Source organism: Nonomuraea sp. NPDC003804 (assembly GCF_040610675.1).
Taxonomy (GTDB): Bacteria; Actinomycetota; Actinomycetes; order Streptosporangiales; family Streptosporangiaceae; genus Nonomuraea.
The window spans coordinates 71899-93149 of the sequence record NZ_JBEXMT010000021.1 but is presented as its reverse complement, the minus strand read 5'-3'; the positions used below and the strand labels follow the sequence as shown (position 1 = coordinate 93149).

The following is a 21251-nucleotide window of genomic DNA, read 5'->3' as shown; positions in this document are numbered from 1 at the left end:
TCATGGAATGCGAGCAATCAGGACGTGGAGTGCCACCGGTTCGACGGATTGTCCGCTTGGTTCAGTTGTCAGCAACGCGTCGGTGATCTCTCGCTCGAAGGCGGGCTGCCGAGCGCCGAGTAGCTTCCGCAGAGGCAACGACGTCGAGTACAGGTAGCCGATGATTCGGTCCACCGTCCATGTCCGGCTGAATTCGTGAACCGCGGGCATGACGTCTTGGAACGGCGAGCGGGCCAGGACCACCTCATGTGGGTCGGCTGGCATCGCGGCACCAGCATGGGGGATCGGGCCTAGGAACTGGTGCTGCACCCTTCGATGATGTGCTGCCATGGCGTGGTGGAGCGCGCCAGGCATCCGTCATCGGCAATCACCAGACCGCCCCGGTCCTCCACCGTGTCGGCCAGCGTCCTCAGCACCTGTTCGCGATCCATCCAGTGGAACGAGCGCCCCATGGTCACCAGCCGGAACCGTCCTGGCTGGCGTGACAGGTCTGCTGAGCCCCCGCGAACCCAGGTGACGTTGCCGACCTTGCCGGCGGCAGCATGTTGGGCGGCCTCGGTGAGCATGTCGGGCTCGGGATCCATGCCGACCGCTTCGGTGCCATGCCCCGCCAGCGGGATGGTGAGCTGGCCAGTGCCGCAGCCCAGGTCCAGGAGACGTCCAGAACCGTCGAGGCCAAAACGCCGGATCACGTCGTCGAAGAACACCTTCGGATAGCCAGGACGGAACCGTGCATAGAACGCACCTGTCCCCGCGAACAGTCCACCATTGGTCACGCGATCACCCCATAGACGTGCTGGACCGCCAGCGGTGTGGTTGGCCGCAGGAGATCCAGGCTGGGCTAACGATCGCCCGTGATCAAGTCTCCGAGCACTTCGTTCAGTGCTGGGCAATAGAAAAAGGGCCCTCCGGAAGGTGTCCTTTTCGCGCGTTGCCTCAGGCCGTGTTCTGGAGCGCTTATATCTGAGCAAGATCAACACGCATGCCTGAAAGCAACTTCATCTACACGTCATCAAGACGGCCCTCCTGCGGCGGTCCGCGCGTCGGGCGGTCGCTGGCCGCGCTGCGGGCTCTTCGGCCGGTCGCGACCAGCCGAAGAGCCCGCACGTTGACCCCCAGGCCGTGATCGCCAACACCGTGACGATGTCACTCCACGAGATGTGACGGAAAACGCCTTGGAGATGTCGGATGGCGTCGTAGTCTGACGCCATGAAGCCGAGCGACTTTCTGCGCAGCAAGGCTTTCTGGGGACGCCGTTGGTGCGGCAGGTGTTGGACGTCGAACGGGTGACCGCGCTGGGGAATGGCCCGCTGGAGGACGTGCCGGACCTTGAGGCTGCTCAGGCAATCATCTGCCTCGCATCCAGCGAACTGGAAGCTTTCGGTACCGGCGGCGCTGCGAACATATCCGAAATTACCGCCTCTAAGGCTATCGTCAACGCCGCACCGACGGCCGAGAATGTAGGAGTCTAGTATGACTGGCAACCGCATCAACCGGGCCTACCGCCTACGACGCCGACCCGTGGGGCAACTCGCCGACGGTGACCTCGAACTGGTTGAAGAGCAGGTACCGGAGCTGGCCGACGGTCAGGCCTTGGTCCGCACCAAGCTTCTCTCGCTCGATCCAACCTCCCGCGTCTGGATGAGCGATATACGTAGCTACGAAGCTCCGGTCCCGATCGGCGCAGTGATGCGTGGCTTCGGCGTCGGCGAAGTAGTTGCATCCAGGCGCGAAGACATGCCGGTCGGGGCCACTGTCAGCGGCTTCACCGGTTGGCAGGAACTGGTCCTTGCCGACGACTCACGGCTGGAGGCGCCGCTTACTGTCCTGCCTACCCCACTGCCGGCACCCGAGTCGGCCTTTCTCGGCGTCCTCGGCCACACCGGCATCTCGGCCTATCTCGGGATCGACTTGGCCGATTTGAAAGAGGGAGAGACAATCGTCATCTCCGCCGCCTGCGGTGCGGTCGGCTCGATTGCCGGTCAGATCGCAAGGCAGAAAGGGGCGGGACGGGTGATTGGCATTGCTGGCAGTCCCAGCAAGTGCCAACACGCCGTCAAGGTTCTCGGCTATGACGCCTGCATCGACCACCACGCCGCTGACTGGCGTGCGCAGCTCGACGCCGCCACACCGGATGGGATCGATGTCGATTTCGAGAACGTTGGCGGGCCGGTCATGGATCACATCTTGATGCGGCTCAACATCGGTGCCCGGGTTTCCCTGTGCGGAATGATTTCCGAGTACAACAGCTATAACAAGGGCGGCGAACACGCTGGAAGTCTCACCAACATAGTCCAGCTGATCATGCAGCGGGCGACGATCAAGGGCTTCCTTGTACTTGACTGGGCCCACCGCTTCGAAGAGGCGATCACATACCTTGCTGGGCTGCTCGGCGAAGGCAAGCTCCACTACGACGAGACAATCGTCGACGGCGGCATTGAAGCTGCCCCGCACGCTCTCCACCAGCTGTTCAGCGGCGAAAACTTGGGCAAGCTACTTGTGCGGGTAGCAGATTGAGACGTCGCTTGGGAGGCCTCTTCAAGGGGCTATGAAGTGCTCCGCTTCGGTGGGTAGGAGATAGTCGAGGCGTGGTCCGCTATCGAGAACATCAACCTCGGTAGCGGGTCGTACAGCTGTCCGCACCTTGGCGGGTCAAGGGCGCCTACGACGTCGCTACGCGATCGAGGCCGGTCAGTAGCGTGGTGTCTATGCGAGACACGCCCAGTGCGGCCTGGGGGCCGGTCCCGGGCGGCAGCGGCCGGGGCCTCGAGCGATACCAGCCACGGCGACCCGATGTCCAGCCAGGCCCAAGTAGCCTGCTCGGATGGATGCCACTGCCATGCTGGAGTGGCTTCTGGAGCGCAACGTGGGCGCTCTCCTTCGAGTAGACGCTGGACGAGAGGGCATACGCCCGTAGACCTTCCACGCGAGCAGCGAGCCACAGCACAACGACAGCTGGTCGGTTCGCATCGATGCAGATTCCGCTGAGGAATGCCTCCGCCGCGCTCGTAAGGCGCTCAAACAACACGGACTCGATCTTCCCGAGTAGCCAACCCACCACAGATATGGACTCCGGCGGGGGACTCCGGCTCCGGGGATGATCACTGTGCCGTCTGCCAGGCCGTGCATGGCTGAGGTCGAAGCCTGATCATCCCGCCCGCCATCGACCCGGACAAGCAGAGCAGACCAGGACCACGGGGCCAAGGTCGTTCCTCCAGTTGGGGGCTCCACCTTGGCCCCGTGGCCCTGGCCCGCTTCCCCTTCGGGCGGGACGGCGGCAGACGGGATGATCAGACGGACGGCTTATGCGCGTTGTTCTCCCAGTCGACCTCGTCGTATTCGTCGATCCACACTTCGGCGCCGACCTCCCAGTAGCTTGATCACGGGGGCACAATCCGGGTGCCCTTCCAGATCATGTGTGGGCGCGGAGACCCTGGATGGCCGCAGCGATCCCTTTCTTGTCGTAGCCGCTGGTGGGCATGGTGGAGCCGTGAGCATGGCGGATGATGCCGCGGGAATCGATGAGGATGCTGCCTGACTGCTGCATCGAGCCGAAGACCTTTCTGCTCAAGCCGACCATCTCGTGCGGGGTGCCCTGGCGGCCCACGAGGACGGGGAACGGGACCTGGCGCTTGGCCTTCCAATCGGCCGCCTCTTGACGGTCCTCAGGAACCGCGACAAGCACGTGAACGTCGTCAGCTGCAAACTCGTTACGACGCCGGATGAGGTCTTGGACGTGCCTGTTGCAGACCGGGCACGACGTCGACCGCATGAAATAGATCAGCACGGCATGATTGCCCTGGTAGTCGGACAGGCGGATGGCCCTGCCATCGGTGTCCTCAAGCGCTACGTCAGGCGCGGGCGATCCGGTTTCGAGCATGGCGAAACTTCCCTTCAAAGGTTATGGAAAATGCGGTCGACACAGGTCAGTCAGGCGCTGGTTGTTCCGGAGCCATGCGAGCTTTCCGTGGGCCCGTCATGTCGCCCAAGTCGAGCCGGAGCCTGATGCGGGCCAGGTGTGGTTGGGACTTGATCGCGAGGTTGCAAGCCGAGCACCTCTGTGACTCTCCGCTCCGCGTGGCCCAGTACATGTCACATGATCGATAACATCTGGCCACTCCTGGACTGCCTGCACGAGCAGTTCGGCTTCCAGGTGCCGGATGGCCGCGCCCTCGGTAGACGTCACCAGACCGGCTTCCGCCTCGTCATGGCGCTCGAACATGAGCTGCACGCTCGCCGAGGAGCGGCCAGCCGCGTCGGCCTTCTGCCCCCGCTGGAACGAGATGCTGAAGAGCGCCTGCCGCCCCGCCGGCATCACGACGTCACCCATGCCATCTCCCTCCTGAGTGTGGCCATCACCTCATAGGAGGCCTCCACACCGCGAAAGGATTCACCGGAATCAAAGTTGACCCCGCCGGGCGCACACCGAGCAGCATGCCGACGAACCGCAGCCCGTCCTTGGAGAGGAGCTGCAATCCATTGCAGGTGACGTGGACGCTGTGCAGCAGCTCGTACGGCATCTGCTCCCAGCGGTCACGATCAGGTCTCAAGCCAGGCGGCACGTCACCGGCAGGGCGTCTGCCTTTCCCTACGGATCAAGTGGTCATCGGGTACAGCCGTGACGATCGCCGACTTCGATACTCCCTGCACGGGCTGGTGGCGATCGGCTGCCGCGACCCTCTTGTCGGGTCTGCCCCCGTGCAGGGTGTGCTGTTGACGACATCGCTGACGACAACGTCGGCTTCCATCCGTGCACTCCGGTAGCCGTCCGCACCTCTGAGCTGGTGTTGAACGAAACGACTGCAGCCATTGCTCCGTCTGAAAAGCCGGAGATCAGACTGGCGTCATCGCACGCTCATCGACTTAGGCGCCGCCTACGAGATTGGCCCCAGGCTGTGACTCAAGAGCTCCAGGTCACTGACGAAGCAGACCGCTTCGCCGCTGGCCGAGCGCCCGATCCACGTGGGATAGACCCCGTCTCCCATGCCGCAGTCGAACAAGATGATGTTCAGCTCTGACGTCGCGGGCGAGTCGGTGATCTCCGCCCACCCGTAGCGCAGCACGTCTTCGCGGGCGGCTTCCAGCTCTGTACGCGCGCCGTTTCGAAGGTGATGAAGCTGCGGTAGCGCCGTAACGTCCAGGAAGCAGCCCTGCCCGCTGTCCACGCTGAACCCGAAGAACTCCTCCTCTCCCAGCTTTGAGGGGTCCTGTCCACTTCGCAGCGCCATATCCCAGCTGACGACCGGCTCTTCTTTGATCACCACCTTGGCCGCGGCAGCCCTCGGCCGAACACCTCGCGTGTTGAAGTCAGCCATCGACAGCACCACGCGGTACGAGCCGGAAGCGAGCTGTTCGCTGAACGCTTCCTGATCCGATGGCGAGTCTGAGAGCCACCCGTCGTTGTCCCGCGCAACCAGCCGACCGCTGGCCAGGTTCACCGTTCCCACGTCCATGACTTCGATCTCCAGTGCGTCACCGCTCGGCCAGCGATGCCGCGTTCCTGACTGGAACATGAGATCAAGGTCGGGTGGGGACAGCGCCATGCGAGACCTCCTACGGCGAGCGAAGGCACCACATCATCCAAGCGAAGATGATCACGCGCAAGGTGCCCCGTCAGTCGCGCATCCTGGCTCTCAGCCGAGGCGCGACGTGATCGTCTCTCCGAGGCCGAGGCCGAGGTTCGAGGACGGCCGGGGCGTGCATCCGGCAACGTCAGCGTGGCATTGCCCGAGCGTGCCGTGCCGAAAGGGCCGCCCAGCGCTCGACGCCCCGGACCTGGCCAGTTCCGGGCCATGCGGAATCCTTGCCTACCTGCACGTCCTTCCAGTCGTCGTCCGCGTCGGATGCGGGTAGCTCTACTCCGCCACGCTCGACGAGCACCAGGGCCGTCGCTATGAAGCCCTCCATGAGTGAATGCAGGATTCGATTATTCGAGTGCTCATAGCGGTCGACAAGCGCAGTCACGAAGGCGGCGAAGGCGGGTAGGTCGATCTCACATTCGTCGTTGTCCATGAGGCCGAGTCCTGTCGACAATCCCGTCTCGGGTGCGACTGCCTCCGCCGACCGCATGAACAGGCCGGCGACCCCGTTCGAGGGGTTCCAGAGGACCTGATCGCCGACCTTGAAATACTGGCTCACTGCTCTCCCAACGCTTGCATCGGAGTCACGGGAACTCGCGGCCGCTCGACCGATGAGCTTCTGACGCCGGGAGACGCCGGTGGACGATCTCGCACTGGCTGCGGATCATGTCGCGGTAGCCCTTGGGGGTGTGCGGCTTGATCTCTATCGCGTGGCCCTCGATCTACTGGCGTCAGGGTTTGACGCGTTCGCGGTGGACGACGGTGTCGTCGCCCTGTCCCGGGTAGGACATGATCAGCAGTCGTTGCCCGGCGTACTTTTGTCCTTCGAAGGTGAGCCAGGCGTAGTGGACGCGGATGCGGTAGTGGCCCTTGCCGCGAACGGCGAGGTTGGGGAGCGGGTCGCCGCCCATCGGGTCGGCCAGTTCGATCTCGCCGTTCAGGCTGTCGTAGCCGACCTCGACGACCTGGTGCCAGCCCTTGGTCTCCACGGGCGGGCGGCGGGTGTAGGTCTCGGTCGTGACGCAGAGCGGGACGTCGGAGTGGACGGTGACGGCGAGGTGGCCAGGGGCGACCCTTACCAGCTCGTCCTCATGGGTCGCAGTGGCCTCGTAGGGGTCCTCGGTGATCTCCGGATCGAAGGCTTCCAGGTTGCCGTAGTCGGTCCACACGGGCTCCGGCTGGACGATGGCCGCCACCGGCTTGGTCAGCGGCCGGTGGCGGGGCGACTCGTCGCAGATGCGCTGCTGCGTCGCCTCCCACTCCCGCATCTCGCGGTCCACCCGCTCTCCCTCCGCCTTGACGACCGCGGCGGCGCTCGGGCAGATCCCGGCCAGAGGGTAGGTCAGCGAGCGGACCTCGACACCGTCCGTGCGCCGAACCTGCGCGAGCTCCTGCGGGTCGTTGCGGGTGTAGATGCCGCACAGCCGGTGACCGTAGGCGACCACGAAAGGGTCGGGAGCGTTCTTCGCGACCTTCAGCACGGTCGACTCGCGCACTGCGCAGACGAAGCTCCGTTCGCCGGACAGCCTGCGGCCGTCGCGCGACCGCTGGCACTCCCGCTCCGTGGTGATCTGGCCGGGCGCCTGGTCCGCCGCCGGGACGAAGCAAAGCGCCGCGACCGACGCGACCGCCGTCACGACGATCTGGAACGGGGAGCGGTTCGCCGGGCTGCCGCCGTACAGGAACATCAGGAGGAGGGCGGCCGCGACGAAGGCGATGCTGTACCACAACGGCGAGATGCCGGAGAAGGTCGCACCGTCCCAGGTGAAGAGGCGGAGGAAGCCGGGCTGCGTGTCGGGGGTGGATGGACCAGGATGCGGCGCTGTCCTCCGCGGGCCGCGAGGTGGTGAACCTGCTGACGACCCCGACCACAGCGGCCAGGAACAGGGCGGAGACCGTGGCTCGCACCAGGCGGCGGGTCCTCCTCACCACCGCGACGAACACCAGGGCGGCGAGGCCGCCCACCCCGATGAGGACGTCGAAGGCCGTCCACAGCACGGACGGTCCGTAGAAGCCCGCGTCCGTCCCCAAATACGATGCGATCACGCCTCGTGGGCCGATCCAGCGCGGTACACCCCGAGCCAGGTTCACGACCGCTGGAACCGCCGGGAGCGCGACGGCCGCCACCGCCAGCGGCCACCAGCGGGACGGCGCCCGGACCGGACCGCCCTTTTCGTGTACGGCCCGCGCGGGCGGACTGGCGAGATCGTGGGCGGAACGAGCCTGCCAGACCGGCCCGAGCAAGCTTGCGGTGGAGTAGAGACCAGAGATCAGCCCGAAGCCGTTCCCGCCGTCGGCCAGGTACATGAACGGGTTGCCAAGCATGGGCACCAGGAGGTGCGGCAGCGTCACGGAGGCGGCTCCCACCCATACGGTGGTCCTTCCCCACCTGCCGTCCTTCGCCTGGGCCACCAGAATCAGCACCATCCACAGGATCCACGGCAGACCGCCCAGCAGGCCGAAGGAGAGGATCCTCTCGGCGAGACGGAGGTCGAACGCGTCGGCCAAGGTCCCACCGATCGCGCGCACACCGATGAACGCCCCCACCACCAGCGCGGTGACGCGCAGCGCGCGGGAGGCACGGATCAGCACGCGAGGGAACAGCAGCACGAGCGCCAGCCACGCGATGCCGTCGAGGAGATCCACCCACCACGGCGAAGGCAGCACCCGGAAGACCAGGGAGGAGGCGGCGTTGAGATAGAGCGCCAGCCGCAGCCGGCGGACGGCCCCTTCGTTTCGGGACCTCTCTCCCGACACCCGTCCGCGGAGAACCTGCCACAGCATCCAGCCCTGTACCCCGCCAAGGAAGATCAGGTACAGCGCCTCCCACCATTGGAGGGTGACCGGCCCCCTCACCCACCGCAGTGCCGCGGTCCACACAAGGACCCCGCTGTCGCCTCCGGCCATCGCGATGACCCCGAGCACGACGACCGCGGCCACGTAGCCGCCGGCGACCAGCCCGGCGAGCCGGCCGAAGTGATAGCGGCGCACGCGTAACTCCAGGGAGATCTAGCCGACAAATCCCTCGACCTTAGCCGGACCCGAATCGATGATCAACGGGCCGAGCCCTGGTCCCACCTCGACGGAAGGAGAACGACCAGACATGAGCGATGGCCGGCCTGTGGGGCGCTGACACGAACCGAATCTCGCGCGTTGGCCGGAGCTGATCGCCATGGCGCCACACTTCAGGTGGAGAAGGGGCAAGAGCCGGCGAGTGGCGGCGCCGGCGACGACCGAGCTGACCACGGGGGCCAGGTTGAGCCTCGAGTGGTGGGCTGAGGAGAAGCAGCGGCTGCGCTTCTGTCGGCCCTGCTTGGGATGATCTTTCCTCGCCCTGGGTCGATGGAGGTCAAGCGTGGTCGATGAGCGGATGGCGCGTGAGGCGTACCTGCACTACCGGCGGTTGCTCGATGACAGCTGGATGGGAGAGGCCATCTGCTGGACGGTGGTCGTGCCCCACGACGGGTCTCCGTCAAGTCTCGCGGAGCTCGGTGAACGGGTGAGCGGGGCGGGACACTACGAGGTCCACGAGACGGACACCTTCGAGGATGAGGAGGTGTTCATGGATCTGTCCGATGACGCGCCCTGGGCCATGCTCGTCGATCGTTCGGATCGGCATGTCGCGCTCTTCGAGTACAACGGTTTTCAGGGCGTCTATCCGCCGGTGCTTCCCCGCCTGAGCGTGGGTGGACGAGCTTACAGCGCCTACTGGAACGTCAACGGCACCAATTCCGTCGGCTTCGCCGCCGACGGGGAGATGGTGCTCTCCTTCAACGCCATCTACGCCGAAGAGGCGATGGGGCTGCCGGGTTGGGAGCGGTGGCCGCAGGTGCAGGCGGTCCTTCCTCTTTTCGAGTGGAAGAAGGGGGAAAGCTGGCGGGCTGCCGCTCTGACGGCTGTCGAGCTCGCCACAGGAGTGAGGCTGAGCGAGGAGTGGGTCGGCGAAGCGCCGTTCTTCCTGACGGGCTGACGGAACGAGGCGGGACCCTCGTGCATGGAAAAGAGGGTCCCGCTCCTGAGTCGGGCCGGAAAGGCCGGCTCGCTAGGGCTGCCCGGCCGGGCAGATGTCGCGGTAGGGGACGTCCTTGAGTAAGGCGGCCCAGTCGGCCGGGGAGAGCGGGTGCCCGGCGCGGCGGCACACGTCCTGGACGATCCGCTCGGCACCGATCGGGATCTTGTAGACGGAACCCCAGTCGGCGGCGTAGACGGTGGAGTCGTCCGGGCTGAAGGCGAGCGAGGTGATCTGGGAGCCGTGCAGGTTGAACGCGCCGCCGAGCCGCCGCATGGTGTTGACGTCCCAGATCTGGAGGATGCCCTCCCTGGTCACGCTGGCGAGCAGATCGCCCTTGGGGGAGAAGGCCAGTTCCTCGATCTCACCCGTCGTCCCGCGCAGGACCGGCGTGAGCAGGTCCGGGCCCTTGGCCGTCCACATCGCGATGCGGCCGGCCGGACCGGCGCTGAACGCCAGCCGCCCCTGGCCGCTGACGGCCACCGCCGAGGCGCCGCGTACGACATCGAAGGCCGCGTCGACCGGCTTGCCGGCGGTGGGGTCGATGAACCTGCCGAAAGTCGAGGCGAGGCGCCCGTCCGGCGTGTACGGCCCGCCGTCGATCTGCGAGCTGAACGTGCGCAGGAGGCGCCCGCCGGCGGTGTCCAGCACGAGGAGCCGGAAGTCGCCCTCCTGGGTGGACGGCTGGAGCGTGAGTGTGATCGTCTTGCCGTCCTGGCTGAAGTCGGCACGCTCGGGGTTGTTCGTGTCCGTGTGGGGCGTGGAGATCTGCCAGAGCTTCTTGCGTGTCGCGAGGTCGATCAGCCGCACGCTCGTGATGTCGGCGACGAGCATGCGTGTGCCGGTCCGGTCGAATCCCCATGCCCCGAATTCGCCGAGCGGGAAGGTCGCCACCTCCTTGCGGGCGCGCAGGTCCCAGAGTCCGAGGCGGTTCTGATCGGGATCCTCCATCGCCGCCCACCGTCCTTCGGGACTGAGTTTCGCCACTCCCTTCCGAACATGGGTGGCGTCGGCTCTCGGCGCCAGGTCGAGGCTGATGACCATGTTGTCGTACAGGTAGCGCAGGGTCCTGCCGTCGGCGTCGAAGCGAACGTCGGTCAGCTCGTCCTCGGCTCGGTAGGTGAGGATCTGCTGCCGGTCGGCGACCTTCCACACGCGCAGCTCGCGTTCGGCGAAGGCGGCCAGGTAGTCGCCGTCCTGGCTGAAGCGCAGCCGGGCCGTGGACTTCGAGCAGATGTCGCAGGCCCAGTCGTCATCGCCCCGTTTGAGCTCGCGGCCGGTCGCCGCGTCGACGAGCGCGATGGTGGCGGCCGCGCAGGCGACGGTCTTGCCGTCCGGGGTGAAGGCCGCCACGTCCCGGTGCGTGCGGCAGGGCGCCAGGCGCCGCTCAGGGGTCCAGCCCGGCAGCGCCAGCTCGTCGAAGCGGCCACCCGCCAGCAGCAGGTGTTCGCCTGTCGGATCGACGAGCGGAGCCTGCCACGGCATCGTGCCGCCTTCCGCGTAGAGAGCCTTGCCGAACTGCTTGCCGGTCGCCACGTCCAACAGGTAGACGATGTCGCCTTGGTACATCACGGTGAGGATCGACTCGTGCTCACCCCACGTCACGCCGAACTGGCCGCGTTCCGACAGGGAGCGCCGCACCAGTTGCCTGCCCGAGGCGAGGTCCCAGACGCCGAGCTCCGAACCGATGATCAGGGCGAGCAGGCGACCGCTCTTGTTGAGCGCCGGCTCCTGGGGAGTCCCGTCCTTCATCCTCAGCCCTGCCCAGCCGCCGGTGCGCTTGCCGGTGTGGACGTCGTAGACGTTCACGCCGGCCTCGCTGACGCTGACGAGTGTGCGGCCGTCCGAACTGAGGGCACGGTGGGCAATGCGTCCAGCCAGCCAGTAATCCCCGATGCGCTGCGGATCCCCCGCGCTCAGTGCGTCCACGGCGCGTTAGATGAAGATTCTTCGCCCAAAGTTGTCGCATCCGACCGCCTTGCCCTGTCTTGCCGTGTCTTGTCGCGGGAGCCGCGGAGGCTCCGACGACCCGACGGCTCGGCGTCGCGGAGCTCGCCCCCGAGCCCTGCGCCTCGGTCCTGGCCGTGGTCATGCGGTGGCCGGGACGCGCCCGTCCAGGCTCGGTCCAAGTCAGTCACAAGTCGCGATGGGCATGATCCATGCGGATGTTTCCGGGCGGAAGGAGTCAACGTTGAGCGCTCGGGGGACACCCGTGATGTTTCGCGAGAGCGCCTTGCGGCGGCTGTCGCAGGGGAGCGTCAGGCGGGAACGGCTCTGGATGGCGTCGCGCCGGGAGCTCGCCGCCTTCTGGGCGACCGCGGCCGTACTCACCGTGGTGCTGGCAGAGCTGGCCGTACTGCCCGTTCCCGGGCACCTGCGCGTCCCCGCCACGCTCCGCGACGGCCGAGCCGTGGCGGAGCTGCCGGAGGGCCGGCCCCGGGCCACACCTGGGGCGCGTGCCGTACTCAGGGTGGCCGACACCGATCTCACCTGCGCGGTCCTTCCGAGCCGGAGCCGGAAGATCGTCGTGAGCTGCCCGTCGGCCGTCACGTCCCCGGCGGTGGGAGACCTCGTCCTGGAGACAGGCTCCAGCACTGTTCTGGAACAACTTCTTGTCGATCACTGATGCGAAGACTCCGATGAGAAGACGCGTTCCCCTGCGGCTGCAGAGCGGGCTGGCCGAATGCGGCGCCGCCTGCCTGGCCATGATCTTGAGCTGGTACGGCAGGCCGACCACGGTCCGAGAGATCGGCGATCTCGCGGGAGTCGGCAGGGACGGCCTGTCCGCGCTCGCCATCGTCAAGACCGCGCGGCAGTACGGCCTGGAGGCCAAGGCGTTCTCCCTCGAGCCGGAGGATCTCGCGAAGATCCCGCTGCCCGCGATCGTCCACTGGGAGTTCCGGCACTTCGTGGTGCTTGAAGCGTGGACGGCGACGTCGGTGAGCATCGCCGACCCGGCGGCCGGCCGGCGCAGGCTGACCCACGAGGAGTTCGACGCCGGTTTCACCGGCGTGGTCCTCACCTTCGCGCCAACGGAGCGGTTCCGGCCGGGAAACCCCGGCGCGGCGCCCTGGCTGACGTCCTTCCTCACGACCATGCTGCTCAGGCAGCGGGGACTCCTCGGGCAGATCCTGGCCATCTCCGCGCTCCTGCAGGTTGCCGGGCTGGCGGTGCAGGGGTTCACCAAGGTGCTGATCGACGCCGTGCTCCCTGTCCACGCCGACCGGCTGCTGGTCGTGCTCGGGGTGGGACTGGCGATACTCGGCCTGATCCATCTGACACTCGGCTACTTACGCTCCACCGTCCTGCTCAACCTGCGCATACGCGTGGACGGGCTGCTCACCACCCAGGTGATACAGCAGTTGTTCAGCCTGCCGTACCGCTATTTCGTGCATCGTGGCACCAGCGACCTGATCCAGCGCACCGCGAGCGTGAGTGTGCTCCGCACGCTGATCACCGGCCAGGTCACAGCGGCGCTGCTGGATGGGCCGCTGGCACTCGGATACCTCGTCCTGGTGACCGTCCAGGCCCCGGCGCTGGGCGGCTGCCTGGTGGCGTTCGCCCTGATCCAGGCGCTGGTCGTGCTGCTTACCAAGCGCCGCATCGGCGATCTCACCCAACGCGAGCTGGCCGCGCAGGCCGATGCCCAGGGGCGGTTGATGGAGGCCATCGGCGGCATGGAGACGCTGAAGGCGTCCGGCGCCGAGCGCCAGGCCGCGCACGCCTGGGCCCGGTTGTTCGTCTCCTACCTCAACGCCGACTCCCGCGTGCGCGTCACCGAGAACGGGGTGAACTCGGTCCTCGAGAGCATCCGCTTCCTGGCGCCCGCCGGTCTGCTGTGGGCGGGAAGCTGGCAGGTCCTCGGCGGCGACGGCGAACTGGGGGCGACGCTGGCGCTGGTCGGGTTGGCAGGCGCCGCGCTCGCACCCATCTCCTCGCTGCTGTCGGCGGGCCAGACGCTCCAGACCGTCAGAACCCACGTCGAGCGGCTGAGGGACATCATGGAATCCACGCCGGAACCGCGCGGCCAGATCACGGTCACCGAACTGGACGGCCAGATCGAGCTGGACCGGGTCTCCTTCCGCTACGACGCGCAGTCGCCGTGGACGCTGCACGAGATCTCGCTGCGCGTACGAGCCGGAGAGAAGGTCGCGCTCGTGGGCAGGTCGGGCTCGGGCAAGAGCACCCTGGCACGCGTCCTGCTGGGGCTCTACGAGCCGTCCACAGGGACGATCCGCTACGACGGTCGACCGCTGGCCTGCCTGGATCGCGCGTCGCTGCGGCACCACTTCGGCGTCGTCACCCAGGAGCCCGCGCTGTTCTCGGGCAGCATCCGCGAGAACATCTGCCTGAACCGGCCCGACGCCACCCTGGAGGAGGTGGTCTTCGCCGCGCGCATGGCCTGCATCCACGACGACATCTCGGCCATGCCCATGGGGTACGAGACCATGCTGTCGGAGGGCGGCGGCCTCTCGGGCGGCCAGCGCCAGCGGATCGCCCTGGCCCGAGCGCTGCTGAACCGGCCCCGCGTGCTGCTCCTGGACGAGGCCACCAGCCACCTGGACACGGTGACGGAGGCCGCGATCGACGCCAACCTCTCCCGGCTGACCCAGACCCGCATCGTCATCGCTCACCGACTGAGCACGGTCCGCGGCGCGGACCACATCGTCGTCGTCAACAACGGCAGGATCGCCGAGTACGGCCGGCACGGGGAGCTGCTGGCGCTGGACGGCCACTACGCGGCGCTGGTGAGCAGCCAGGATCCGCTGCAGTGATCTCCAAGTCCCGCACCAGCTCCGGCTGGAATCCGCCTCATCGACACCCGAAGAATCCGGATTACCGGCACGAACGCCCAGGTCCTGAGGTCACGCAACTCAGAGGAACTCGGGACATCTCTTGCCCACAGCCACCTCCAAGCCGTTTCCAAGGGCCGGGCTGTGTGCTTCATCCGTGAGCTGGAGACGTCTTCGCACGTCTCCACGCGAAGCTCACGACTCACGTTCGAAGGAGGAAAGAACATGGATAAGAAGGTCGTGGACCTGGACGATCTGAGCGCCGAGCTGACGCCGATCGCCGAGGTCGACCTCGGCCTCGTTTCCGGCGGCCGGCGGATGGAGCGCTGCTACCACACGGCCGGAGAGAACGGCCAGCCGTCCGACGGGTGGGTCTCGGACTACTAGTCCTGACCGGCGCGTAACTCATAGCACCGCGTGGGAGGGCAGCGCGTCCCTCCCGCGCGGTTGAGGGGGAAGGTTGCTGCTGATTCTGAGTGAACCCGGCGACGCCACGGTTCACATGGTCCTGCCCAAGCTGAAAGCCCGGGGCGTGGACGTTCTGTGGTGGGATCCCGGTGAGTATCCGGCGGACCGGCTGACCGCCCGCTTCGACGCGGACGGAACCCGGCTCGTCCTGGCCAGAGGCGGGGATGTCGTCGACCTCGCCGCGACGACGGCCGTGTGGTACCGGCGCCCCGGCTCCCCGCGTGCCGCGGAGCAGGTCACGGCGGCCGACCTGCGGGATCGCGTCGGGGAACTCTCGGAGTGGTTTCTCGACGGCTTCTGGGACCTGCTGGACGCGCGATGGCTGCCGGGCCGGGAGCCGGTGCTGCGCAGGGCGCACAACAAGCTGGTCCACCTGGCCGTCGCCCAGGAACTGGGCTTCGCCGTGCCGCCGACCGTGATCACCAACGATCCGTCCGAGCTGGCGCCTGCCTATGACCGGGCGGACGGTCGGCTGATCACGAAACCGATCGAGCACACCTCGTTCCAGATCGACGGCGAGGCGCACACCGTGTACACCACCGTGGTGAACCGGAGGGATCTCGTGGGCCGGAGCCGGATCGCCCATGAGCCGACCATCTTGCAGCCGTACGTTCGCAAGGCGGTGGAGTTGCGCGTCACGGTGGTCGGGCAGCAGGTCTTCGCCGCCGAGATCGCCTCGCAGGACTCGCCGCGTACGCGGGACGACTGGCGTCACTACGACTTCGACCGCGCGCGGCACAGCGTGCATCACCTGCCCGATGACGTGGCTCGCCGGTGCGTGGACCTGGTCGCCGCGCTCGGTGTGTCGTTCGGGGCGATCGACCTCATCCTGACCCCCGAAGGGGAGTACGTGTTTCTCGAAATCAACCCCAACGGCCAGTGGGGCTGGATCGAAGATCTCACCGGCCTGCCCATCAGCACCGCCATCGCTGATTGGCTCACGGCCGGAGAAACGGACGCGCGGTGACTCAATCCTCCCTCGGCCCGGCGCTGGAAAGCGCCGTGAACCTGCTCCGCGGGCTGACCCGTCGGCGTTCCGCAGTCGCGGAGGCACACCGCACCGCTGACGCCTGGGCCGCGGCGCATCCTTCACTCGCCGCCCAGCTCGTGGCCAGCCCGCGTCCCGGGTCACCGCTCGTCGACTACGACCTGCTGATCGACGACCCGTCGGGCGGCACCATCATGATCGGCGTCCAGGCGGACGACGGCGCGTCCTGGCTCGTCGATCATTCGACGCACTGGGCCGCCAGCCGGCTGCTGACCGTGAACGGGACGCACGTCTCCGTTTCCGAGGCGATGCTCATGCTCCGTTCGCTCACCCGCCCCGGGCTGTCGCCGCAGGACGAGCTGGTGCGGCTCTGCTTCCTGCGCGACGCCGCCGCCAAGGAGCAGGTCACTCTGGACGACATCCAGGCGGCCGCGGACAGCTTCCGCAGGCGGCGCGACCTGACCAGCCGGGACGCCATGAAGGAGTGGCTGGACCGGATGGGTCTGAGCGCCGAGGCGTTCCACGACCACATGGCGGCGATCGCCAGGGACCACACGTTCCGCACCCGGATGCGTGATGAACTGGGCCCCGAATATCTGGCGCGGCATCGTGACCGGTTCGCGCGGGTAAGGGCGGCCTGGGTGGTGTCAGACGATGAGGTCGACGTCGCCGAACTCCACGGCTCCCTCGCCGACCGATGGGAGCTCCAGCTGACCAAGGCCCGGACCTGGTCCGGCGATCTCCCCTCACCTCTGCGAGAGGCACCGGCCGGAGCTGCCGTTGGGCCGGTTCCCTTCGAAGGACGCTTCCTCACCGGCTTGATCCTCGAACGGCAGGAGGCCGTGGAGGACGCCGACACGCTGAAGGCCGCGGGAGAGGCCGCCTTCGATCAGTGGCTGGCCGACGCCGCCCAGGGGGCGCAGATCACGTGGCATTGGCTGTGAACATGTCGTTCAACCTCTGATCTGCGCATCGACTGGGGTGTACCTCCGGGCGCGCTCCGCGCCATGGCGGCGCGAGTCCCTGGTCGGGGGCTAGCGAGGACGCCGGCTGAGGCGTCGGGCCGGCGGCAGCGCCCGGTCAGTCGCGAGCGGTGCCCTCGTGAGGGGTGGACAGCCGTTCTGCGAGGATCCGGGCGCGAGCGAGCTGGACCTTGTGCGCCTGCCCGGCGGCGAACCCGGCCACGAGCCGCGGGGCCGTCAGGTCGAGGCGGTCGTTCACCCGGGTGCCGGTGCCGTCCGGCTCGAGGTCGAAGCGGTAGGTCAGGTGAACGCGTCCCGGGCTGCGCACCTCACCGTGGACGGACAGGCCGTCGGTGTGGAGGGCCACGGTGATCGGGTTGTCGTGCGTGAAGATCCCGAGGAACCGGAAGCGCTCGACGGCCGTGTACCGGATCACGCCGGGCTCCGACCGGTCCACATCCCTGACGGCGACCACGAGGGGCGACAGGCCGATGTAGCTCTCCGGGGTCGTGAGGTGCTCGAACACCTTCTCCGGGGCGACGTCCACGTGGAATGCGTGGGTCAGCACGCTGTTCGACACCCCGGCCTCCCGTACCTGTGCGTTCTGTCGCGGAATTGTCGCAAGATTCCCCCACGCGGGGAAGCCGGGAAGCATGGAGGAGGGCGGCGGGCGGTTGAGGCCGGGTCTCGTCGGCTGGAATGATCACAACCGTCCCTGTCACCCCTCTGTATCGCAGGAGCACTCTTGTTGAAGCGTCGTGGTTTGACCTTGTCCGCAGCCCTCACCGCGTTGTTGGTGTGCGTCGCCGTTCCTGGCGCGGCGGCGGACGAGGCGACGGATGATCCGACATCGCCGGGGCCGGTCTACCGGACGGTCACCGACAAGAGCGGGCTGCTGTCCTTGCAGACCAACGGGCGGCCGGACGGGCGGGACATGGTCTTCCGGATCTCGGGAGCTGTGTACGCCAACATCGAGGGCAACGCCTACGACCCGCAGCTGCGCCACGGCCAGAAACTGTTCAACATCGAGGGCTACAACATCCGGCGGCTGTACCGGGTGCCCGGCACCACGCAGCTCTACCAGCTCTCCCGCGAGATCGTCTTCTACACCGACCCCGCCGACCCCACGAAGATCGTGCGGGAGTGGAAGAACCCGGTCGACCTCCGGACCTACCCCGTCGTCCCCATCAACAACGACGCGGTGAACTTCGGCCCGTTCAACGTCACCTCCTCGTTCGTCGGCCCGCCCCTGCGGCAGATGCACGAGGAGACCGTGTGGACCAGCGACATCCCGGTGCGCGCGGACTTCGGGCGCACGTTGGGCGAGCCGTTCGGCCTGGTGAACGGCGTCTACGCGGCTCAGGAGATGTTCGACTTCTACGTCGACGACCGCGAGGTCGCGGCTCGCACGATCGCGGGCACCGTCCCCAAGGGTGCGATGAAGACCAAGATCAGCTGGTCCAGGACTTCCCCGTGGGCGCCGTTCATGTGCATGCCGGAGACCGACGTCCGCGGGCAGCTCACCTACCATGCCCGTAGCTGGTCGCTGCCGTCCTACCTCGACATCGAGCCGTGGCTGCGTGCGGAGGTCGACGCCGGCTACCCGCTCTTCAAGGCCGCTCCCACCGCGCCCGGCCCGAGCGAGAACTCCTGGACCTCCTTCTACAACAAGCAGCTGGGCAAGGGCGCCACCACGTGGGCGGGCTGGTGCGCCGCCAACGGGAAGGCCTGACGACCACGATCAGGTCGAGGTCCTGACAAGCGAGACACCACCGGGGTCCCCGTCATGGGAGGACGACGATGCGTCCGCGAAGGCGGTGCTGCTCGGCGCCCTCCTGGAGGCGGTGGGAGCGGGCGGCCTCGGTGAGCGGCAGCCGCATGCCGATCCTGGACACCAGGGTGCCCCGGGCCAGGAGATGGTTGATCGCCGTGGCCGCCGCGGCGAGTTCGGTCACGCCTGCGTTGCTGATGACGAAGCCGCGCAGGCTGGCGTTGCGCGTGTAGAGCTGCCCCACGGGGAGTACGGGGGCGGCGCGAAGACCGGCCAGGATGACCATCCGGCCGCCGAGGGCGAGCAGGGGGACGGTCTGCTCCAGGTGGTGCAGGCCGGCGTTGTCCCAGAACACGTCCACGCCGTCGGGCGCGAGTTTGGCGATCTCCGGGTACATGTCCGGGTCGTGGTAGTCGACGACCTCGTCGGCGCCGCACCGCCGGCACCAGTCGAAGTCCTCCTCGCGCGCGGTCGCGATGACCCGCGCCCCCGCCGCCGCGGCGAGCTGGACGGTGGCCGTGCCGACCCCGCCGCCCGCGCCGGTCACCACGATCGTCTCTCCGACCCGCAGCCCGGCCTCCTCGAACAGGCCGAGATACGCGGTGGCCGCGGTGTGCAGGGAGGCGACCGCGTTCTCCGGATCCACGCCGCCGGGCAGGTGGTACAGCCGGTCGGCGGGCACGACGGCGTACTCGGAGAAGGATCCCTGGCGACCGTCGAGCCCGAGGCTGTTGCACCACACCAGGTCGCCGGGGGCGAACCCCGGCGCCGCCGCGACCGCGGTTCCCACCAGGTCACGGCCGATGATGAACGGGTACGGCAGGCGCGTCCGGTAGGCGCCGGAGCGGACGAAGGTGTCGACGTGGTTGACGGCGAGCGCCAGCACCTTCACCAGGACCTCCGACGAGCCCGGCTCGGGCACCGGCAGCCGGCCGACCCGTATCTCGTCCGCGGGGCCCGGCCGCGTGACGTAAGCCGCGGTCATGGTCTCCTGGTCGCTCATCGTTCCGCTTCCAGGTCGGCGAGGTACGTCCGCGCCCACGCCTGCCGGAGATCGCTCTCGTCGGCGCCGCCGAAGGTGTAAGCGGGGGACAGGATCGGCAGCGCCCTCTCCACGTGCACCAGGATCACGCGATGGGCGGGGTAGCCGGGGCCGTTCAGGTCGAGCAGCCAGGTGTGCAGCCACTCGTACACGGGGTCGCCCGGCTCGCGGAACTCCGCGGTGCCCTTGAACCGGTAGCCCCGCCTGCGGAAGACGTCGATCGAGTTGATCTCGATACGGGGGTCGCGTTCGAGGTTGGCGACCGTGTTCGGGGACGCGATGTCCATGAAGGCGATGTGCTCGTCGTCGTACACCCGCATCGACCCCTTGGGCGAGAGATTGGGCGAGCCGTCGGGGCACACGGTGGCCACGAAGGACAACCGCGCGCTGTCCACGATCAGTCGCATGTCGTCGTCGATGGTCTTCATCGCCTCTCCTTCGGAACGGCCGAGCTTCGGCCTTGGAGGGAGGAGAAGGTCTCTACCCTCTCCGCGCGCATCCAGCCGATCTCACCGTCACCGTCACCGATGGCGGGGGGCGGGGAGCGGACCGGCCGGTGACCTCGGGCGGGCTCGTGGTCACCACCGGCGGCGACCCATGCATGCGGAGCGTCATCAGGACCCAGTCCTCGCGGGCCGTGCCCACGGCGATCGAAGCGGTCTCCACCCCGATTCTCAGCGACTGCGAGGCTTCCTCGGTCCAGGGATCTCCGTCGTCGTCACCGTCCTCGATGGCGTCGCCGTACGTTTCGGCGTCCTGAAGGTAGAACTGGAAGTGGCCGGCGTGGAGGAACAGACGCCGGATCTCGGCCGTGGACGAGCGCATGGCCCGCAACGCTACCGGGCCGGCCCAAGGGATCCAGGCGTGACCTACTCGCCGGTCAGGCCGTCCACCGACTCGCGGAGGAGGTCGGCGTGGCCGTTGTGCCGGGCGTACTCCTCGATCAGATGGACCAGGATCCAGCGGAGGCTGGGTGTCCGGCCGTCCGGCCAGGTACGGCGGGCCGGCTGCTCCAGCCCGCCGTCGGCCAGCGCCTGCGCGACCAGGGCACGGGAGCGGGCCACCGTGTCCTGCCAGAGCGCGTGAAGCTGCTCGGGGGTGTCCTCGGCGGCCGAGTGCCAGTCCCAGTCGGGAGCAGCCGTCCAGTCCACCGTGTCCCAGGGGGGTTGCCGGTCGCGTCCGTGCAGCCATCGGGAGCACCAGTGGTCCTCGACGTAGGCCAGGTGCTTCAGCAGCCCGCCGAGGGTCATCGAGGAGGCGCCGACCGTCGCGCTCAGGCCGGCGGCGTCGAGGCCTGAGCACTTCCAGGCCAGCGTGGCGCGCTGGTAGTCGAGGAAGCCCAGGAGTGTGGCGGTCTCGTCGCCGGTGAGGAGCGGCTCCGGGCGGCCGTGTTCGTCCACAGTGGTCATGGTCAGCGAGCCTACGGCGCCGGTTGCCGCCAGATCCGGGGAAACGCGAGGTTCCGCCCGATGGGCGGGCACGACGCGAGCGGGCGGCCCGAAGTCCCTGTGCTTCGGGGCGCCGGAGGGTCGTGGCGCGCGATCCGTGAAGGGCCGGTGGTCATGTGTCGGCGAGCGGGAAACCGCAGGTCGGCGTGGTGCCCCCGGGAATGTCGCGCCCCGCTGAAGAAATCTTCCGG

At 67.8% G+C, this 21251-nt stretch carries 23 protein-coding genes; 11 read left to right on the top strand and 12 right to left on the bottom strand.

Features of this window, described 5'->3' with window-relative positions; translation table 11 throughout:
* On the bottom strand, positions 1-309 hold the full coding sequence (locus ABZX22_RS27270; RefSeq protein ID WP_354914007.1) for a hypothetical protein: 309 nt from the start codon (positions 307-309) through the stop codon (positions 1-3).
* Complete coding sequence (locus ABZX22_RS27265; protein ID WP_354914005.1) at positions 291-776, bottom strand: class I SAM-dependent methyltransferase; 486 nt, start codon at positions 774-776, stop codon at positions 291-293. The genes ABZX22_RS27270 and ABZX22_RS27265 overlap by 19 nt, the downstream gene beginning before the upstream one ends.
* 492 nt (positions 777-1268) lie before the next feature.
* Between ABZX22_RS27265 and ABZX22_RS27260 the strand changes: the two genes are divergently transcribed.
* Together ABZX22_RS27260 and ABZX22_RS27255 are read left to right on the top strand one after the other, a co-directional pair.
* The gene (locus tag ABZX22_RS27260) at positions 1269-1472 is read left to right on the top strand and encodes a hypothetical protein (RefSeq protein ID WP_354914003.1); all 204 of its coding nucleotides are present in this window, start codon (positions 1269-1271) and stop codon (positions 1470-1472) included.
* A 1-nt stretch (position 1473) separates the two neighbouring features.
* Entirely contained in the window at positions 1474-2517 is a 1044-nt protein-coding gene (locus ABZX22_RS27255) for an NADP-dependent oxidoreductase (RefSeq protein ID WP_354914001.1), read from the top strand.
* Between the two features lie 895 nt (positions 2518-3412).
* Here the strand turns inward: ABZX22_RS27255 and ABZX22_RS27250 are convergent.
* Complete coding sequence (locus tag ABZX22_RS27250; protein ID WP_354914000.1) at positions 3413-3880, bottom strand: peroxiredoxin family protein; 468 nt, start codon at positions 3878-3880, stop codon at positions 3413-3415.
* A 216-nt stretch (positions 3881-4096) separates the two neighbouring features.
* On the opposite strand from ABZX22_RS27250, the gene ABZX22_RS27245 reads away from it, so the two are divergent.
* Complete coding sequence (locus ABZX22_RS27245) at positions 4097-4366, top strand: hypothetical protein (protein WP_354913998.1); 270 nt, start codon at positions 4097-4099, stop codon at positions 4364-4366.
* Between the two features lie 508 nt (positions 4367-4874).
* On the opposite strand, the gene ABZX22_RS27240 is transcribed toward ABZX22_RS27245, so the two are convergent.
* From ABZX22_RS27240 to ABZX22_RS27230, 3 genes are all read right to left on the bottom strand, one after another.
* Positions 4875-5543, bottom strand: a complete 669-nt coding sequence (locus ABZX22_RS27240) for a DUF4241 domain-containing protein (protein ID WP_354913996.1) — start codon at positions 5541-5543, stop codon at positions 4875-4877.
* 169 nt (positions 5544-5712) lie between these two features.
* Positions 5713-6138: a DUF6086 family protein gene (locus ABZX22_RS27235; protein WP_354913994.1), complete on the bottom strand. Its 426-nt coding sequence runs from the start codon at positions 6136-6138 to the stop codon at positions 5713-5715.
* Between the two features lie 172 nt (positions 6139-6310).
* On the bottom strand, positions 6311-7309 hold the full coding sequence (locus ABZX22_RS27230; protein ID WP_354913992.1) for a hypothetical protein: 999 nt from the start codon (positions 7307-7309) through the stop codon (positions 6311-6313).
* A 74-nt stretch (positions 7310-7383) separates the two neighbouring features.
* Between ABZX22_RS27230 and ABZX22_RS27225 the strand changes: the two genes are divergently transcribed.
* Together ABZX22_RS27225 and ABZX22_RS27220 are read left to right on the top strand one after the other, a co-directional pair.
* Positions 7384-7590, top strand: a complete 207-nt coding sequence (locus tag ABZX22_RS27225) for a hypothetical protein (RefSeq protein ID WP_354913990.1) — start codon at positions 7384-7386, stop codon at positions 7588-7590.
* Between the two features lie 1344 nt (positions 7591-8934).
* Entirely contained in the window at positions 8935-9549 is a 615-nt protein-coding gene (locus ABZX22_RS27220) for a DUF6461 domain-containing protein (RefSeq protein WP_354913988.1), read from the top strand.
* Between the two features lie 72 nt (positions 9550-9621).
* Here the strand turns inward: ABZX22_RS27220 and ABZX22_RS27215 are convergent, their stop codons facing one another.
* The gene (locus tag ABZX22_RS27215) at positions 9622-11517 is read right to left on the bottom strand and encodes a WD40 repeat domain-containing protein (protein ID WP_354913986.1); all 1896 of its coding nucleotides are present in this window, start codon (positions 11515-11517) and stop codon (positions 9622-9624) included.
* Between the two features lie 286 nt (positions 11518-11803).
* On the opposite strand from ABZX22_RS27215, the gene ABZX22_RS27210 reads away from it, so the two are divergent.
* The 5 genes from ABZX22_RS27210 to ABZX22_RS27190 all read left to right on the top strand — a co-directional run bounded on the left by ABZX22_RS27210 (position 11804) and on the right by ABZX22_RS27190 (position 16781).
* Positions 11804-12214, top strand: a complete 411-nt coding sequence (locus tag ABZX22_RS27210; RefSeq protein ID WP_354913984.1) for a hypothetical protein — start codon at positions 11804-11806, stop codon at positions 12212-12214.
* A 13-nt stretch (positions 12215-12227) separates the two neighbouring features.
* Complete coding sequence (locus ABZX22_RS27205; RefSeq protein WP_354913982.1) at positions 12228-14363, top strand: peptidase domain-containing ABC transporter; 2136 nt, start codon at positions 12228-12230, stop codon at positions 14361-14363.
* 243 nt (positions 14364-14606) lie between these two features.
* Complete coding sequence (locus ABZX22_RS27200; RefSeq protein ID WP_354913980.1) at positions 14607-14768, top strand: hypothetical protein; 162 nt, start codon at positions 14607-14609, stop codon at positions 14766-14768.
* A 73-nt stretch (positions 14769-14841) separates the two neighbouring features.
* On the top strand, positions 14842-15816 hold the full coding sequence (locus ABZX22_RS27195) for an MvdC/MvdD family ATP grasp protein (RefSeq protein ID WP_354913978.1): 975 nt from the start codon (positions 14842-14844) through the stop codon (positions 15814-15816).
* A complete protein-coding gene (locus ABZX22_RS27190) occupies positions 15813-16781 on the top strand; it encodes a TIGR04500 family putative peptide maturation system protein (protein WP_354913976.1) in 969 nt (322 codons plus the stop codon). Before ABZX22_RS27195 ends, ABZX22_RS27190 begins: the two co-directional genes overlap by 4 nt.
* Before the next feature lie 136 nt (positions 16782-16917).
* On the opposite strand, the gene ABZX22_RS27185 is transcribed toward ABZX22_RS27190, so the two are convergent.
* Positions 16918-17367 carry an SRPBCC family protein gene (locus ABZX22_RS27185; RefSeq protein ID WP_354913974.1) on the bottom strand — a complete coding sequence of 150 codons (450 nt, stop codon included), beginning with the start codon at positions 17365-17367 and terminating at the stop codon, positions 16918-16920.
* A 195-nt stretch (positions 17368-17562) separates the two neighbouring features.
* Here ABZX22_RS27185 and ABZX22_RS27180 point away from each other — a divergent pair, with 195 nt between their 5' ends.
* On the top strand, positions 17563-18531 hold the full coding sequence (locus ABZX22_RS27180; protein ID WP_354913973.1) for a DUF1838 family protein: 969 nt from the start codon (positions 17563-17565) through the stop codon (positions 18529-18531).
* A 52-nt stretch (positions 18532-18583) separates the two neighbouring features.
* Here ABZX22_RS27180 and ABZX22_RS27175 read toward each other — a convergent pair whose 3' ends face one another.
* Genes ABZX22_RS27175 through ABZX22_RS27160 form a run of 4 tightly spaced genes read right to left on the bottom strand, consistent with a single transcriptional unit; the run spans position 18584 to position 21021 of the window.
* Positions 18584-19573 carry an NADPH:quinone reductase gene (locus ABZX22_RS27175; protein WP_354913971.1) on the bottom strand — a complete coding sequence of 330 codons (990 nt, stop codon included), beginning with the start codon at positions 19571-19573 and terminating at the stop codon, positions 18584-18586.
* Positions 19570-20040, bottom strand: coding sequence for a pyridoxamine 5'-phosphate oxidase family protein (locus ABZX22_RS27170; protein WP_354913969.1), 471 nt, complete (start codon positions 20038-20040; stop codon positions 19570-19572). The genes ABZX22_RS27175 and ABZX22_RS27170 overlap by 4 nt, the downstream gene beginning before the upstream one ends.
* Positions 20041-20092: 52 nt before the next feature.
* A complete protein-coding gene (locus tag ABZX22_RS27165) occupies positions 20093-20437 on the bottom strand; it encodes a hypothetical protein (RefSeq protein ID WP_354913968.1) in 345 nt (114 codons plus the stop codon).
* 44 nt (positions 20438-20481) lie between these two features.
* Positions 20482-21021 carry a DinB family protein gene (locus tag ABZX22_RS27160; protein WP_354913966.1) on the bottom strand — a complete coding sequence of 180 codons (540 nt, stop codon included), beginning with the start codon at positions 21019-21021 and terminating at the stop codon, positions 20482-20484.
* Positions 21022-21251 lie beyond the last annotated feature (230 nt).